At 36.1% G+C, this 18173-nt stretch carries 12 protein-coding genes; 3 read left to right on the top strand and 9 right to left on the bottom strand.

Features of this window, described 5'->3' with window-relative positions:
• Positions 1-85: 85 nt before the first annotated feature.
• From ABD792_RS17085 to ABD792_RS17075, 3 genes are all read right to left on the bottom strand, one after another.
• The gene (locus ABD792_RS17085) at positions 86-694 is read right to left on the bottom strand and encodes an alpha-ketoglutarate-dependent dioxygenase AlkB family protein (RefSeq protein ID WP_345007585.1); all 609 of its coding nucleotides are present in this window, start codon (positions 692-694) and stop codon (positions 86-88) included.
• Positions 695-696: 2 nt separating this feature from the next.
• Positions 697-1323 carry a cation efflux transmembrane domain-containing protein gene (locus ABD792_RS17080; protein ID WP_345007584.1) on the bottom strand — a complete coding sequence of 209 codons (627 nt, stop codon included), beginning with the start codon at positions 1321-1323 and terminating at the stop codon, positions 697-699.
• A gap of 61 nt (positions 1324-1384) precedes the next feature.
• Entirely contained in the window at positions 1385-2440 is a 1056-nt protein-coding gene (locus tag ABD792_RS17075; RefSeq protein ID WP_345007583.1) for a sialidase family protein, read from the bottom strand.
• A gap of 162 nt (positions 2441-2602) precedes the next feature.
• Here ABD792_RS17075 and ABD792_RS17070 point away from each other — a divergent pair, with 162 nt between their 5' ends.
• Positions 2603-3937 (top strand): serine hydrolase domain-containing protein, encoded by a 1335-nt coding sequence (locus ABD792_RS17070; RefSeq protein ID WP_345007582.1) that lies wholly within the window; start codon positions 2603-2605, stop codon positions 3935-3937.
• 193 nt (positions 3938-4130) lie between these two features.
• Here ABD792_RS17070 and ABD792_RS17065 read toward each other — a convergent pair whose 3' ends face one another.
• The 3 genes from ABD792_RS17065 to ABD792_RS17055 form a co-directional block, all read right to left on the bottom strand.
• Positions 4131-4949 carry a toxin-antitoxin system YwqK family antitoxin gene (locus ABD792_RS17065; RefSeq protein ID WP_345007581.1) on the bottom strand — a complete coding sequence of 273 codons (819 nt, stop codon included), beginning with the start codon at positions 4947-4949 and terminating at the stop codon, positions 4131-4133.
• Positions 4950-5134: 185 nt separating this feature from the next.
• On the bottom strand, positions 5135-5644 hold the full coding sequence (locus ABD792_RS17060; protein WP_345007580.1) for a hypothetical protein: 510 nt from the start codon (positions 5642-5644) through the stop codon (positions 5135-5137).
• Between the two features lie 69 nt (positions 5645-5713).
• Positions 5714-6292, bottom strand: a complete 579-nt coding sequence (locus ABD792_RS17055) for a lipocalin family protein (protein ID WP_345007579.1) — start codon at positions 6290-6292, stop codon at positions 5714-5716.
• Positions 6293-6523: 231 nt separating this feature from the next.
• Between ABD792_RS17055 and ABD792_RS17050 the strand changes: the two genes are divergently transcribed.
• Positions 6524-6706, top strand: coding sequence for a hypothetical protein (locus ABD792_RS17050; protein WP_345007578.1), 183 nt, complete (start codon positions 6524-6526; stop codon positions 6704-6706).
• A 165-nt stretch (positions 6707-6871) separates the two neighbouring features.
• Here the strand turns inward: ABD792_RS17050 and ABD792_RS17045 are convergent, their stop codons facing one another.
• Together ABD792_RS17045 and ABD792_RS17040 are read right to left on the bottom strand one after the other, a co-directional pair.
• The gene (locus ABD792_RS17045; RefSeq protein WP_345007577.1) at positions 6872-7327 is read right to left on the bottom strand and encodes a hypothetical protein; all 456 of its coding nucleotides are present in this window, start codon (positions 7325-7327) and stop codon (positions 6872-6874) included.
• A gap of 4 nt (positions 7328-7331) precedes the next feature.
• Entirely contained in the window at positions 7332-14129 is a 6798-nt protein-coding gene (locus ABD792_RS17040) for an RHS repeat protein (RefSeq protein WP_345007576.1), read from the bottom strand.
• Between ABD792_RS17040 and ABD792_RS17035 the strand changes: the two genes are divergently transcribed.
• Positions 14128-14898: an endonuclease/exonuclease/phosphatase family protein gene (locus ABD792_RS17035; protein ID WP_345007575.1), complete on the top strand. Its 771-nt coding sequence runs from the start codon at positions 14128-14130 to the stop codon at positions 14896-14898. The two genes, ABD792_RS17040 and ABD792_RS17035, sit on opposite strands and share 2 nt — an antisense overlap.
• Positions 14899-15034: 136 nt before the next feature.
• On the opposite strand, the gene ABD792_RS17030 is transcribed toward ABD792_RS17035, so the two are convergent.
• The gene (locus ABD792_RS17030; protein WP_345007574.1) at positions 15035-18169 is read right to left on the bottom strand and encodes a DUF5107 domain-containing protein; all 3135 of its coding nucleotides are present in this window, start codon (positions 18167-18169) and stop codon (positions 15035-15037) included.
• Between the last annotated feature and the right edge of the window lie 4 nt (positions 18170-18173).

Below are 18173 nucleotides of genomic sequence, written 5' to 3'. Positions count from 1 at the left end.
ATCTACCCTATAAAACAAAAAAAGTCGGAAGAAAAAATCTTCCGACCATGGCTACCTATTTCGGGAGCTTTTTTTATATATCTAATCAATTAACAATTGTCCTGAACGTTAGATTTATCCTTGGCGTCGACACCTTTTTGGTTACTGGTAATTGATGCAACCAATGTGCCTGAGTGCTCCCTTTCATAACCAACAGACTTCCTGAAGTGAGGTATAATCTAACGGTCTCTTTTGTTCCTTTATGCTTAAAAACAAAAAAACGATCTGCTCCTAAACTTAAAGAGGCAATGGCTCCATTCTCTTGTAAATCTTTCTCATCGTCGCTATGCCAGGACATCCCTTCGGATCCACTATGATAAAGGTTAAGCAAACAGGAATTAAATGTTTCGCCTGTTTTGCTTTCCACCATGGTTTTTAGTTCCAATAAATCTTTAGTCCAAGATTGTGCCTGCTTAGTTATTTTTGAATAAGTATACTCAAAAGGTTTGTCGCCGTACCAAGCTACTTTTCTTTTGGTTATAATCTTTTTGCCAAAGATAACAGCCGTATCATGCCTCCATTTGGTATTTTTTAACAACTTGTCAAAATAATATTCCGCTTGTTTTATATTTAACAGCTTACCATAATAATTAACAATACCGTCTTTAGGCAGTAAGTTTCTTTCATGGTCAATTCCTAATTCAAACAATTCCATCTTTAATCACAAGAGCAATATTTATCACTATTTGCTTTTTCAAAACATTCTCTTCCTTCTTTAAAGGCAAAGTATGCCAAGCCCAAGGTTCCTATACTATCAATATACGGAATACTAAACAGTTCATAAATACCACTACTAACAAGTAAGATTATAGACATATAAACGCATACCAACGTACAATTGGCATCTGCTAATATAGGATCGGAATGTAACCTGCTCCCAACGCTTCGTTTCCAAACGACCAATCCCCACATAACTAAAATTGATATTATAGAAATTACAACTCCCCAAAACGTGGTTAAGGGTTTATGACCAGTCCAAATATTATAAATACTGGTAATTACAAGTCCAAAAACCAATATATAAAAAGCGAATCCAGTAATCTTTAGGGCAAGACGCTCAAAGTCATCCCGTTTACTATTTGGGTTTCTTTGAATTCGCAAAATCATATGCGCTATACCCAATCCAGAAATAACTTCTATAAAACTATCGGATCCAAAACCAAATAAAGCCAAACTCTCGTCTTCAAACCCCAAATAAGTTGAAATAACACCCTCGGCCACGTTATAAACAATCGTAAATAAGGCCAATAGGAATGCAATACTGTAAAGTCTTTTACTTTCCATAATTATTTTTTATGTGTTTCATTCCGTCCACCCCTTAACTGTTTATTTAAGCTTTAAGTGTTTATTTTATAGTTAAATCAAAACGCACATGTTTTATATTTTCCCTATTATAAGTATATAGGATATGTATTTTACGATCTGATGTTTGAATAATTGCAGGGTAACTAAACTGCCCTTCCTTTTTATTTTCGAGATCAAAAAGTGTCTTCCACTGTATACCATCAGTTGAATACTCTACGTCAAGAACATTACGCCCGTTAAACCAGTCGGCTCCCTGAAGCAAGGGGTTATTTACCAGTAAAAACTCTTTTTCCCCCAAGGTTAACGCATCAATTCCCGAATTAGAGTTCGCGACTTGTAAACTATCTAATTTCCCCCAGGTATTCCCCTGATCCTCGGACCACGTGGTAACTATCTTATTATGTCTGCTTCTGCACAACATCTGGATGGCATGCGCCGAATGCTTCAAAAATGCTGGCTGAATAACATCGAAGCCTTTCTCATTGCCAACAGGAATACGCTCCCATTGCTTATTTGCTTCGGTATAACGCTCTACATGTACACGCCATTCATTATTTTCTATACTTTCTGTACTACTTCCACACAATAGAACACCAGGTGTTATTTCCAGGGGTTTATTCTTAATGGGTCCTAAAATACCCTCTGGTAAATAGTGAGGTAAACTCCATGTCTTCCCCTTATCTATCGAGATAAGCATGGCTCCAAACCATTCCCTAGGATTCTTACCAACCTTGTAATACAAATATAATTTATTGCTACTACTTTTAAATAAAACGGGATTCCAGCATGGTAATGTATCCTGTCCTTTCACTAAAGGTTCAACCACGCAGCGTGGCGTCGTCCAGAACCGATCTTTAAAAAACGAGATATAAATCCCCACATCTTTTGCGCCTTCATAACTCCCTCCAAACCAAGCTGCCAATAACTGATTTGGCAATACTTCTACCAGTGTTGCGGCATGGCAGCTTTTTGTTACCGGCGTATCGAAAAGAAAGGTTTCTATCTTATTATTAACCTCTGGTCTTTTCTCAACCGAGCTGCAAGAAAAGCTTATAACTAATAAAATTCCTATGACGTGCTTAAGTTTAAGAATCATTATTTAAAGATAGCATGTTTACGAACTAATAGTTATGAATAATAATAAAAACAGTCTGATTTTACTAAATAAATATAAAGAAAACAACATCTTACACCCAGTTTTAAGCATTTAATCCTATATTTGTTGAATTACAACCAAACCAAACCGATTATTAACCCCATGCAAAGACTCAAAATCTTAGTAAAACCTACGCTTTTTATTCTTGCGACATGTATTCTCATTTTGAGTGTTATTGAATATGTATCGACCCCTAAGACTAAAGTTACTATATCCTCCGAGCCAGCTAAAAAGCCATTAGTTGATCTGCATAAGTTACAACAATACAAGTCCCAACAACAAGAATTAAGAACTGCCATAAGTGCTTATTTTGATAAAGCCATAGCAAAAGGGGAAATTGTTGGTTCAGGCGTAAGCATTGTTAAAAGTGACTCTATTGTAATGTCTGAAGGGTTTGGAAAAAGGAACATTAAATTTAATGAAGGGGTTAACAAAGAAACTGTATTCAGATTAGGATCCTTATCTAAAGGGTTTGCAGGAATATTAGCGGCCAGTTTTAAAAATGATGGCATGTTGGATTGGAACGATAGGGTTAGCGATTATATACCTGAATTTCAATTGGGAGACAAAACCAATACCAACAAAATTACATTAGCTAATATTTTATCGCATACATCGGGCACCCCATACCATAGTTACACTAACCTTGTAGAAGCAGGCTTACCTTTAGATGATATAGCTAAGCGGTTCAAGAGCATATCCCCAATTAGTAAACCGGGTTTAATGTATAGTTATCAAAATGCCGTGTTTGCACTTTGTGGGGAGGTAATGCACAAAGTAACGGGAAAAGAAATCTCAACGTCATTGGAGGATCGATTTTTTAAACCCCTGGGAATGCATACTATATGCATGGATCATGAAACTTTATCCCAATCAAAGAATATTGCCTTGCCCCATATAAAAACGAGAAAACACTGGAAGCCCATAAAACTTACCAACAAATACTACAATGCTATTGCTGCGGGAGGTATTAACGCAAGTGCACTAGACATGGCAAAATGGATGCGATTTTTGCTTGGTCATAATCCTGAAATTATGGATAAATCTGCTTTAAAAGAAGCTTTCACGCCATTTATAGAAGTTAGGGGCAGAAGTAAATATTACCAACGCTGGCCTGGACATTTAAAGTCTTTTTATGGCTTTGGGTGGCGTATCCATAAATTTATAGAAGAAGAAACAAACGAAGAAAAAACTATTTTACACCATGGGGGCAGTGTTAACGACTTTAGAAATGAAATTGCCCTTTACCCAGAAGCCGACTTAGGTATATGTGTGCTTTTAAACAGTCATTCGAAAATTGCAAGTAAGGTTATTCCAGACCTACACAAGATTGTAAAAAACGTTTTTAAGCAAGAAGATTGTTCAATTAACGACTCCCAAAAGCTTACAAGTGTTAGTAACTCTCCATTAAACAAAACAACAGGTAGTATTCAGTAAAGCTCACTGTTAGCGTTAACATAACTTTGACCAAAGGAGTCTTGCAAATGTTTTTTGGTAGTATCTCAACTCTAAAGAAGTCAAACCCTCAATTTATAACTTACACACTTTTAGGGATAGTGTCTTTTTTTAAAATCCTTAATAATTAAAAATTCAGCTTTACTTTAATTTGTATATGTAGTACTTTATTATATTAATCCTTCTTTTTAAATAGTTTTTCTAAAAATCCATTATTGTTTTTCTTCTTTTCTTTTGGTTGTATTGCCTTATTTTTCTTTTTCTTAACTCTATCTAATGAATCTTTTTGTTTTTCTAATCTTTTATTTAATTTCTTTTTAACTCGCTTAATTGAATCATTTCTCTTTTTAATAAATTTACTTTCCTTCTTGCGAACCCGTTCTAAGGAGTCCTTTTTCCTTTCAAGTTTTTTATTTGTTCTTATTTGTATTTTTTCTAACGAATCCTTCTTTCTAAGTGTTCTTTCTAAGAAACCTATTGGTTTTTCCTCTAACATTTGATTTTTGGCATAAAATACAGTATCCTTAGTATTGTAGTTAATCCAGACACCTTCTTTTAAATTATTCCAATAACTTCCTTTTTGGGACACGGAACCATCGTAATTAAATGCAATCGTCTCGCCATGCTTATAACCATTACGCCAGGCTTCCTGCAATTTCAATTGTCCATTTTCGTACCAATGCTTCCAGGCACCTGTTTTTAATCCGTAATAGAATAGACCTTTTTCGGCCAATTGATTGGATCTGTAATACTTGATATAGCTATCATGCAAAACATCGCCACCAATGCTCGATACCGACTGGTGTACTTCTCCAGAGCGATACCAAAAATAGGTCTTATCGGGATAAAATGATTTTGGCTTCCTATGTGTTACATAACATTCGATATCAAAATCGGTCTGTCTTATTACTTTCCTTTGCAAATCGGAAGAAAAGGCAAAGCATAAAATGCAAATTGATAAAAAAATGACACTTCTAAATAACGTTTTACTCATCACAACAGTGGTTCTTTCTTTTCAAAAAAATATAAATCCTTTAATTCTTTAATAAAATATTAGTTATCGCACCGTTATCCTATCCAATACTTCATTTCAAAAATAATAGCATCATTTCAAACTTCTTGGCCAATGTTTTTTATTAATACCAAGGTCTTTGCTTAGGATCCTTCAAATTTGGTAATTTATATACTGGATATCCTTTTCTTCTCAAGTTTCCTCAGGTAAACCTTTTGCAACTTACTCCAAAAACTGGATGTAATCTTGCTTCTATATATAGCATCGTTCTTCCTGTCCCATATCGAAAATTTCTTTACATTATACAACGGAGCTCGTGCTGTGGTCATGGTTGTAGAAAAGTTCCCACTTGTAACGGTCTGATTTTTAAAAGCCACCCCGCCAGGTTGAATGTATACATAATCGAACACATAACGATAGGTCTTTACATCTTGGTATTTAGTGTTCTCTGTAAATTCATCTGCTGTAGCAAACTCATAGCTTCCGTGATAGTATTTTCTAACATTTCTCTTCAAATACTTATTGTAACTCCTATGATGTGTAATAAAGACCATAGTTGTTTGATCTCCTGCAAAATCGGGAGGAATAGCACCATGTGCTTCCGTCAAATAATGATTGCCTTTCATACGTACCACAGCGCCACAAGAACCTACCAAGATGACCGTAACGGAAAGCATTAAAAAGATTTTTATCTTATACAGCAAAGGCTTTGGTATTTTATATGTGACAACCACCCTAAATTCTTATTATCGCGTAAATAACACTAACACATTAACCGTTGAAGTAATTGTTGCCCCAGACTGGTTAAAACTTTGCTCTTTTGTTGCACTAAGGCGCATGGTTGTAGCAGTTAATTCTTCAATAACATAGTCTATGGATGAGTCGCCTGAATCAACAAGATCTAAATCAGAAGGGGAAGAAAAGGATAACAACTCACCAACAAGAGTCAATATATTGCCTTTAAGTGACCAGGTACCTTCCGACTGATATTCACTTATTGAAATCATCTGCGAGCTTTCCTGGCCAGCTACAGAATATGTTATTGCAATATCATAAGCTCCTTGGGAATTAACTGCATTAGGATTATCTCCAAAAACTATAGTTGCATCAATGTTCTGACCCTCTCCAGAAAAATCTGTTGTAATACTGGTTCCTGAAAAACTGCTAACCGTTTCGCCGTCGTAAGTTAAAGCCGTTAAGTTCCACGTTCCTAAAAGATCTTCTACATTATTATCATTATTTCCTTCGTTGCTACAACTACTTAAAAATAAAACACTTACACATACCAAAACTAGCTTAAATAGGTCAAATCTGCTTTTTTTCATGGTCTCAAATTTTTGGATTAATGTTTATATAATAAAAAGTTCTAAATAATTCAAAATCTGCGAATTCAACATAAGGATTTACCTTATAAATTCTAAGGAAAACCCTTTGTTTTATAATCAAACTTATGACCTTGAAAGATAAAACGACTAAAACTTGTACTACTCTTTTTGAAAGAATGCTAAACCCACAATACCTTTTGCTTGATTTTTAGTTAACTTTTTATCGCAATTTTGAGTAATTTTTCAAGTCCAGTTCACGGCGAGAACATGGCACAGGACACCATAGAGGATATAGATTTGCTTACTTTGTTCAACAAGGCTCAAAAACTCTCCAAAAAACAAAAGGAGACCGTTAAGGATTTCCTCTCTGCTTTTGTGCTTAAAGCCGACCTTACTCAAAAATTAAGTCAATAACAAAAAAGCCTTTACATCTCTGTAAAAGCTTTTTAACTTGTTCTTTTATCCCATATTACTTACCGATACGGCACTCGTCAAAGACGAAGCGCTAGCGCATACGAGGACTAGCGGGGGGCATAAAATATATACCCGTTTCTATTTATTAACGTTAATATTTATTTTTTATTGATAGCCATCCATTATCGATATTCTAAATGGTGTTCCATCTTGTAAATCAAAAACAATAAAAGGACCTGATTCTATTTTAATGGTAAAGTAGTCTTTATCACTATCACTATTAGCTTCCCAAGGCAACTGTAAATGATTTAAAAATCTAATAAACTTGTGAATTTTAGTCTTTGAACTAATAGAAAAAGATTCAATAAAAATCTCTCCATATTGTTCAGACTTTAAATCTTTAAACTTGTATTTGTTTTCCAAGCTAACAAATTCAATGGACATTTCAGAGATAGAACGATTAGTATTATAACCATACCTGAACTCTTTATAACTAAGATAACCATAATTATCATCTCCAACTACTTCATCAGGCTTACCAAGTATTCTATGTACATCGTCAACACTCATTCCCATATGAATGCCGTTCAATTTTTTTCCTTTTTTTAAAAATTCAATCATTTAATTAATTCATTTTTTCAACTATTTTGATAAGCCTTTGTACTTCTGCTGATTTATCAGAAGCTCTCTTAATAATATCATCTGACTTACCCGCAGTATTTTTCAATGCTTCTTGAGTTTCCTTTAATTTTACCAATAAAGATTTTCTGAAATTTTTATCACCTAACGCCTTATTAAATATTTTAACAGCCGCAGCGACTGCCGCATCGCTACCATTTATAAAAGCTAATCCTATTTTTCCGCCTTTCCCTTTAATACCAACACTAACTGGAACTAACGACATTTCAAGATTCTTTAACTTCTTAAAATGAATATGAAATCCTTTATTCAATACATCGCCACTAATACCTGAAACATCAGAAACATTAAATTTGATTTCACCTAACCAGTTTTTAAGCTTTTTTGTACTTTCAGAAGCAACACTAACAACTTGTCTAAAAATATACTTTTTAGATTTTTGTCCCATCATAACAACTCCTTGGGTAAGTTTCTTTGCTCCACCTCCCCCTACTGGAGCATCCATCACCTCATTTCCTAAAATATCCGATTCTAAAAACTGACTTTCGGAAAGCGCATAATCATCATTATCAGCACTAGTCATTAAGAATACACCCTCTTTAGATTTTCTAAAGACATAATAAACTGTTTCGTGTTTGCCTGCTGTAGCACTAAAATAGGTTCGATGAAAAACATATGTGTCATTTGCTAACTCAAGAATGTTACCTTCATCTACACCAAGTTTTGCTGCTAAATTTTGCATTCGGGTCTTATGAAAATCTCCTATAAACATATCCCATCCAGTACCCCAAAAACCTCTAGGTTCAGCTTTTTCTAAACCTTCTAACTCAATGAATCTAATTACTCTATTTTCACTAAAAGCATAAGGGCTATTCCATGGATAGACAGTTTCCATTGGGTCAGTAGCAAAAAATCTACCAATTCGAGGGTCATGCATCCTATAAGTGTAAGCATAGCTATTTCCTTCCCCCTTAATCTCATCATCTTTCTCCTGTCCCTGGAAGCCATAACGATAGCTATCACTGCTACCATGTCTGTTTGGTAGAAGCATGCCAAAGGGATAGTAATCATTATATGAAAGAACGTCTGGCGTAAAGTTAGTAAAATTAAGTGGGTCATCCACTAATTTTCTATCGCTTATTACAGAAAGTACATTACCCAAATGGTTGCTCAGCTCGTAACGTTTATCTCCTAACAGTCTCTCAAACATGTTGTTGCTACCCACAATGGGCATGATCTCGCCATAGCTTACTGGTGTCGCTAAAACATCAATATTTACCTCCTCAACATTAAACTCCCCTTTAGTATTGGTAGCTGCTAGCTCCAATATATATTCCTGTCCAATTGTTGAGGTAAAATTGGTGTTGGAAGTACCCGCTTTGTTTACAGGCGCATCGTAGTATACTACAGCATCGGTTACTCCAGTAACTTTTAGTATCACATCGTCTTTAAAACCTTTGGCGTTACTAATGGTTGTGGCTATGGTTACATCTCCTACCGCTATGTAAACAGTAGTACTTACCCCATTAGGAGATCCATTGGCCACATCGATATTTAAATACCCATTTTGGACTGTCATGTTTGTATTGCCAATGGCACTCCAACCTTCATCGCTGCCATCAAAGGTCTGTGTTGCCACATTTACGAGAGGAGTGTCCGCAATAATGACATCTTTTTGTTCTATTCCCAAACGAGAACTACCGTATATATGATGTTCTTTAAGCCTTACTGTTTTGTTAGCGCTTATATTGATAAAGTCTGTTTCGTTGGTTTCGTAAACCGCCATCACATTGCCCTGTGCATCACGCATGTAAACGGTCGTTTTATTTTCGGGCATTACCGTTTTGGCAATCCTATTGCCCAATCCGTCGTATTGAAAACTTATGGTGGTGCCGTCGTTCTTACTTATTTGTGCCACTTTACCGTCTACACGCCAGTCGATATTGGTTATGCCTTCAGAAGTATCGGAAATCAATTGACCAATTTCGTCATACTGATAGTTATCGGGTGACTGTGTACCTAAATCGTTAAATCCAGTATCTCCAAGAGCATCGGTAACATGGTTTAACTGATTATTCATTGAAACTTCTCCTGTAATAGGGTTTGTTTTTGTTTCCCCATAGTTATAGCTTAAATCATCCATTTGAACAACCTGACCTTGACCATTCAATGTAGCTCTCTTTAAGGTGCTCAAGTTCCCGTTCCTGTCATAAAAATATTCACTGCTATAATTATTTGTGCCACCTGTATTATGGCCCTGCATAGTTTTAATTCGGTTTAACTGGTCGTAGCTGTATTGATTCATCTGGGTGCCCAAACCTGCTTCATTTAAATCCAGAAGTCCCGTAGCCATTTGTTTAATATTGCCATTGTATAGATTGTTGGTATTATTTGACCCGCTGGCATTACTATTTACAAAGGCCGATATGGTTCCTACGGCCTCAATTGGGCTATAGTCCTCATCATTATAGGTTAAAGCAAAACCATAGGCATCATTGGCTACCAATGATCCGGTATCACCATCTTTACCTAAATCGTTAGCAGGGTTTAATTCATCGGAATTCACTCCTTTTAACCAACCTTGAATGGTATAGGCATAATCTTGGCCTTGCACTTTTTTGTCGCCTAACTCTGTTCTGGCCAATGGCCCATGGGCATAGTAATTATAAGCAGCATCTGTTTCCCAGGTAATTCCGTCTGAGGAAGTCTGTACCTGGGTTATCCTATTATCTGCATCATATACATATTGATGTATGAATTGATCTAAGGCTCCCTTTTGATAGTACACTTTATTAACATTTCCACTTATTAGATCATATTCATATTCAATACGTTTAAGGTCTGAATATTGTGATGAAGTATAAGCTAACAATTTGTTTTCGTGCACTAATTCTTTTACATTACCATGGATATCATAATTGTAGTATATAGCGGTGTTAAAATCAATATCGGCAGTCGATGTTGTCACTGAATCAAAATAATAGATTTCGGTAACCCTGTTCCTAGAGGTTGAAGATGAATTCCTAGAGGTTGAAGATGAAGTACTGGCATTAAACGTATTAAAGACTATAGATGGGTCTATAAGATAGTCTGTATATTTTGTTCTGGTAACTTCGTTTTGCTGAATTGAAATATTTTGAGGAAACCCAACAGTAGAGATAGGAATTCCATTTCCACTTTCGATTAATTTACCTGTGGTGGTATTAATTTCAATAGCGATATTAGGTACTAATTCTCCTGCTTCGGTAATGCGTCCTAAAGCATCATATACAGTATAGCTAAAGGTATTGTTAACCAATTGTTTGGCATTTTGAGAGGCAATGATACGACCTAAGGCGTCGTAAGCAAACCGGGTTTCACCACCATCAGGAGTGAATTGCCATACCAATTGATTTAACGAGTTGTATGCATACTGCGTTTTATAATCGTGTACGGGTAACAACTCAGGCTTTTCGGTAGGTTCGTTATCTGTTCGATGTTTATCGATTCTTTCATTTAACGACACCCCACCTACCTGGGCATCCAGTTCTGCCTTGGTAAACCTATTGACCCCTTCTGGCGGTACGGTTTGTGATAAGTTACCTGCCTGATCGTAGTAGTATAGTGTATATTGGTATTCTTTATCAAAATAGGTCATGTCGAAATTTTCCACAACCTCCTCAACCGCATGCTTCAAGTAAGCATTAATAAAGTCCTCGCGTTCTTTCTTTAAAAATGCTTCGTAGGCATCGTCCCTATAACTGTTATAAATACTTGTTGCCATCTCTTCACATGGGGTCTGTTGGGGAAGAGGAATCGTATAGCCTTCTGTAGTTATGGGCAATTGGGCAGGTAAGCTTATACAAGTAGTTCCTTCATTTGTTAAGGTATATAAATAATCTGAGGTAAATTGTGCCCAAGTTTGGATTTCGTCCGTTGTTGCTACATTATTTACATGGGTTACATAGGCATCGATAATGGCTTGCATGCCAGGGCTACCATCATTAGGATCATCGTAACCATATCCAAATTCCGTCGCACCAAATTGGGCAATGGTTAGATAGTGTATGGAAGTTGCCGGATCTGTAACGCCTAATTGTGTAAGGTAATAAATATAGTCGTCTGTAATATAGGCGAACTGTTTTTCACAGAAGGCTGTTTCATCAATATTATCCAGATCCTGATCGGTATCGTTGATGCTATTAATGGTAGCCGTAAATTCTGCAAACTTATCCGTACAGCTAACTGGTGTAATAGGTTGGACGACGCATTCGTCTGTTTGGCAAGGTGTACTGCTATCTCCAAACGCACCATAAGCTATTAACTGGTATAAATTTTCCGGGTTATCTGGATCTTCATAATCGATTTGGGTAATATAACCAAACCCCCCATCGTAAGGATAAGGTATCCCTCCTTGAAACTTTAGTTGAGCCTTAAAACTCAAATCTGCACCTTGTTCATATACAAAAGGTACAGGATCATACCATGTAGTTTGTAAAGGTTTAAATGTTAAACCTGTACCAAAATCGGGGTCAATTATCCAACTGCCATTATTGAGAGGGATAACTCCATTCTCATCAGTAGAGATTGCACTTCCATTTCCTTCATTTAGATTATATATTCGTTGAACACCATTAAAATTATACGAAAAATTAAAAATATCGAAAGCAACAGGATAGTACCTATCCCAGGCAAATCTATTAATTGGAGCTCTTCTCAAACCTTCTTGTTCACCTTCATTAAAAAAATAATTTAAACCGTTATTGGACAATTTAAATGATTGTCCATTTGCGATAATCTCTACACTATTATAATCTTCAATACTTCCTAAAAAATTATTCAAGCTGACTTTGATCTCAAAATCTATGAGTTCATTTAAATCCGCAGAAAAACCCTTAGGTGAAAAATAGGCCTGCTCATAAAAAAACTTACTTTGACCATTTGGTGCTGTAATGATTTTGTTTAACAACAATGCCGGCTTAAATGTTGTAGAAACAACCGCACTTCCTGATCGGCAAATTGTTTGATGAATCTCTAACAAGACGTCTTTTAGTACCTCACTTATGGGCTCCGTTTCGTTTGATAGATCACTGTGCTTGAAACTTATATAATCAGAATCGTAAACGCTGGATCCACTGGTAAACTTGACTGGTTCTCTAGAAATTAGTCGTTTGACATATCCTAAAGGAGTTCTATATTTAATAATGTCATTTGGTGTTTGAACCGTTAAAGAATCGGTTGCTGGATCCATATCTTCTGTGTCATATAAAATAAAAAATAGTTTTTTTGATTTATTATTAGCATACATGTCACCTATCTTAAGTCGCGTAGCTTCAACGTTATCATCCCGTTCATAAGACAAAAAACAGAACGTAACATCCATAGGTACGGTAATGTTTTCCGAATTAACAATATCATCCAAATATTTGTAAAGTGCATTAGGTCGATAAATATCTTCCAGTTTTAATATTCTATTTGATCCATTAAACAAAAGATTGGGTTGGTCGTAGTAATTATCCAGAATAATGGGATCTGTTGGGTATTTCTGTGTGCTTATTGTGAGTCCGTCTCCACTGGTTTGTGTGTTATAGCCCGATGTCATATTACTCCCCCCCAGTTCATTAGCATCTGTTACAATTTGAGTAAGAAAATCACGCATACCAATCCCCATTTGATATCTAATAGATGTTTGGTTCCCGTCATTAAAATCTCCATACTTAGGCCAGTTCCAAAGTAAGCCAATATGTCTATCGCAAACTGGCGGTATATAATAATTGTTTATATCATCACAACACAAAAAATTAATTATGGTGCTTTCGGTATTGACCACACTGCCTTGAGAACTTACCTTGAGATTACTATTGTTTAACCAAGTTAGTTTTACGGTTTGGCCAACTATATCTCCCTGAAAGTTTTGCGAATAATTAAAATCTAGATTTGTAATAGTATGTGTTGTAGGCAACGCACTGTCTAAGAGCATTAAAAACTGTTGACTACCATCTACCGTTATTTCATAAGTGTTACTCCCTAAAGCATTCCATATGGTAATACCGTTACCAAAAAAATCTGGTAAATATCCTTTTACGTATGTATCTAGGTTTGTAATATCAATACCTGAGCTATTAATTTGATTATTTTTAATAAGGTTATTAAGCAATACTACCATGGCCTTACTAAAATAAGTTTCTTTATTACAGGCTCCAGTCTCATCGTAGCTATTGCCACTTCCCAAGTATTGCCCCTCACTTCTGGGATTGTCTATACTGCATGTAACACGGGCCATAGTAGTTCCTGTAATGACCACCTCCTGATAACTTCCCGCAACGTCAATTTTGGCCAGTGCACTATAATAGAACTGTTGCTCTGTTGCATTATAAGTTGTTATAACCGTGCTAACTTCTAATACATTAAATCCACTGCCATAGTTGTGCCAATTAAAAGTTGAGGGAAGGTTTACGGTAACCTGACTATTAGTAAGTAATCCGTTGGCATCATTAATACTTAAGGTAAGTATTTCATTAAAGCTCCCTGAGACTGTACCGGAAGTGGAGACTGAACTTTCAGCAGCTGGAAAGGTTCCTCCGAATTCTTCAAAAAGTGGAGAAGAAATATATAACCCATTATAAATTCTTCCTTGATCCGTAACATTTCCTATTTGGGAGCTTTCTTTAAAGTAACCATCTAGGTAAAGGGTTAAATCTCTAGCTAAAGGACAAATGCCTGTATTTATATAGTAATTATAATCCACCTGTTCTGCTGTTTCATTAAGAACATCTTCAGGTTCTGCCCCAGCATTAAAAACCATGTCATTCAATATCCGATATGACAATCCAGATGATGGTAAACAAAATTGGCACCATAGAAAAGAAAACATTGTACGGATGATTCATTTTTACGATCTGGACATCATTGGTATGCAAGAAGTACTGGTAACGCAACTGGATTATTTAAAAAAGAACCTAGATCAATATAATACTGTTGGTGTAGGACGGGAAGATGGTAAAGATAAAGGCGAGTTTTCTCCTATTTTTTATCGAAAAGACCGGTTTGAAGCACTACAAAGCAATACATTTTGGTTAAGCGAAACTCCAAACAAAGTAAGTAAAGGCTGGGATGCTGCCCTCGAGAGAATTGCTACTTGGGTATTACTTAAAGATAAAATAACCGGAAAAACATTCTTTTTTATGAACACACATTTTGATCATAAAGGGAAAGAAGCCCGAAAAGAAAGTGCAAAACTATTGAAACAAAAATCGATTGCATTGGCTGGAGATTTACCATTTATACTAACAGGTGATTTTAATCTCATTCCAGAATCGGAAGGCATAAAAACCTTAACCGCTCCTAATGGGAAGTATACTTTACTCCATTCGAAAAAAGTAGCCATTTACACCTATGGGCCTAATTGGTCTACTTGTGGTTTTGATAACCGACCATTTGAAGTACGAAAACTAATTGATTACATTTTTATACGACATGTTAAAAAGGTAAAACGATATGCTGTCCTTGCTGAGACCTTAAACGACATTTTTTTATCAGATCATTGCCCGATATATGCAGAGATAGCATTATAAAGCTTAATTTATATAAGCCACACAATTGTTGCTGATAGCATATATCATGGCTTTAAATCGTTATTTTCTAGAGAAAAGCATCAATATCAATTTCTTATTATAAGCAATAAAACCGCAAACAACATGTTTGTTGCGGTTACTTTTCAATTATGCTTAAAAGATCTATTAACAGTTCAAATTCTGTATCCACGAATTTTGTATCGTACACCTGTACCTCTGTCCCAGCTGCCATTATTTCCTGTTGAATTTTATCTGGATTGTTATTCTTATACTTAGCTTCAACCCATTTTAAATAGGTATTGGTTTTATCATGCTGCAAAACTTCATGTAAAAGCTGATCTGCTTCCTTAGTGTTTCCTGCTTTTTCCAATGCTACGAGCTGTAAATAGAGTTTGGTACTTTCATTTAAATACTTTGGGGTATTGTGCTCTGCAATTGTAGCATATGCCTTTAGTGCTTCGGAATGTTTATCCATCTGCTCCAAACTAAAAGCTACAATGAAATTATCCAGCCGTTCATCGACATCGTAATGCTTTCCAACTCCCAAGTTTTTGGGCCACAGTTTGGCTTGTTTGGCATAATCTATTGCTTTCTTGTAATTGTTTTTCCTTAGGGCTTCGTAAGCGGCTCTTACGCATGATTCGTGATAAATGGTTCTCCCAATGGTGGCCCCTTCATATGGCAATACATTAAAGGTCTTTAAAAAGTCTATACATGCATCGTACTTCTTTAAGCCTATGAGTGCTTTGGCATAATGCATTCCAAATTGAGACTTTTCAGGGTATAGCTTTAAAAACTTTTTTGCTTTTTTTAAAGCGGCCTCCAATTCATTTTTTTCCAGATAGTGTTCTATTAAGGCCATATTTACTCTCCAATTAGACGGCTCTAAACGGTACGCCTTTTCGAGCAGGTCACCAACAAGCTGGTTTTGGTCTGTAAAAAGTTTTGCCTTTGAAAGGTAGAACACAGGCGCATCGGGCAGGTTTCCGCAAGCTTCAAATGCTTTTTTTGCTTCGGCAATTAGTCCTTTGTTCCAATAGATAAGTCCTAAATAATAGTTTAGTTTCCAATGGTCATTTTCGCTTATGAGGTGCTGTAACATATCCACACTCTCTATGCGATGTGGAAACACCAAATCTACCGATTGGTTTAGTGCTTTGTTTAAATAGTCTGTTCCATTTCCTTTATCTAAAAAAGCCGACCATAAAAGTACCATAGGCTGTTCTGGGGCTAACTTCAATATTTTTAAAGCTTCTTCTGAACATCCAAAACTTTTATACTTTAAAGCCAATTCCAAATAGGTTTCGTACGGTAGCTCATTAGTAATTTGCTTATTGAATTCGGTATCATTTATTGCGTTCAAGAACACTTGCTCGGAATTAACGAATACATTGGTGGCATCCAAATTTGTGATGGCTTTAAGTTTTTCCAGAGCCAATTTTGGTTGGTCTTCCTTTCTATGGATAAGGGCTTGTAATTCGTGGGCAGTTATGTTGAATGCGTTATAACTTAAGGCCTTATCCAAATAAGTTTTTGCTTTACCAAATTGATTTTCAACTAAAAACAACTTAGCCAATGCTACGTATGATGCTGATCTGTATGCTATATCATGGCTTGCTATGGCGAATCCACTTTTGGCCTCATTGGTATTCCCTAATGCCGTATTGATTATGCCATAATTATAATTTGCCAAACCATCATAAGTATCAATCGCCATAGCCTGTTTTGTATATTCTAGGGCTATATCGTATTGCATGATGCGATAATAACTTAGAGCTAATCTATTTAAGGTTGGCAAAAACCCAGGTTCTTTTTTGTTGCTTTCCAAATAACTTACCAAGGCTTCGGGATAGCGTCGTTGTTTTTCGAGTTCTAGTCCTTCAACATATAACCCATAGGCTGTATTCCAATTGAAATCCTTATTGGGCTCAACTGGTCTATCTACATTGGAAGCTCCCGAACTATAGTACAATTTATTTTGTCCTAGCTGTACTTCAAAATCATCAGACGGTGCTACTTGAATTGTTTCGGTATGTAATTGAAGGATACTGAGTTTTACTTTTTTATTAAGAAGTGTATTGCCATTTACTTTTACAAGCAAATCATCTTCTATATTCTGTAGTGCACTTATAAACAAGGTTAGTTTGTCCTCATTAGGTTGGATATTCAAAACGCCATAGGGTGAAGCTGCCACCATACCCTTGGTTTCTTTTAAAGGAAACCAATATTCTTTCATAAGGTCGGAATCGTTCGGTGCAAATTCACGATGCTTAAATGGTGTATATGTACTACTTGCTGCTGCTTGATTGAACAACTTCCCTGATTGGTATTCGATATATTGTCCATCGGAATCTGTTAAGAGATCTTCCCATATCATTCCTTGGTCTGAAAGCCCCCATATCCATATCTTTTTTCCGGGCTTGTCATCGTATAGGCTATAGTGTCCAAAACCAAAATCATCATCGTGATAATACCCGCCAAAATAATCGGAATATGTATTGATAACGTGGTACGATTTATAGATCCCGAAATTATTCTTTTCATAAAAATTAATTTCCCTACCATCTTCTATGGGCCACGCTCCTAATTCGCCACCATGCCCAATACGTTTGTTCCCAGGATATAAAAATTCTAAATTCCCTTTTGATTTTGCAGCCGCATTCATCCAATGGTAATAGGTTACTGGAAGGTCTGAATTATTGAACCATGATGCTTTGGTTTCAAAATAAGCTTTGTCTTTAGGTAATCGTATCTCTACATTCCAATTGGTCCGTGATGGCAGGTCCAATGCCCCAACTATACAGGATACACTTCCGTCGTCATTTTCCTTAATTCGATAATCAACGGGAGTCGCACAGGTTGGAATATGTCCAATATCACCAAAATTGTATTCCAAACCACCGGAAGTCCAAGCACCACGCATAGCTACATCCCTAAATTTAACCACATGGTTGTAGTACATGAATTCCTTGCCTGTCGATTTTTCTATTGCGCCCCATATCTTACCTCCAATATCGGGACAAACAAACACTTTTATATGGTCGTTCTCCATCACCACCATATTCCATTGTTTATCTTCTGCTTTATCGGTATAACCATCAAACCTAAAATAAGGATATAGCCTCCCTATTTGGGGAATGGGGCTAGGCTCTGAAAACATATAGGTTTTCATAGTCATTTTCTCTTCTGTAATTCGAGCCTTTTGTGCCAGCATATCTTGAATTGCAAACAATAATATTAGAAATGTAATGCGCTTAATTGTTTTTACCATGATA

This window comes from Snuella lapsa, assembly GCF_039539345.1.
Taxonomy (GTDB): domain Bacteria; phylum Bacteroidota; class Bacteroidia; order Flavobacteriales; family Flavobacteriaceae; genus Snuella; species Snuella lapsa.
Note: the sequence above shows the minus strand (reverse complement) of the source record. Positions and strands in the feature narration are given on the sequence as shown.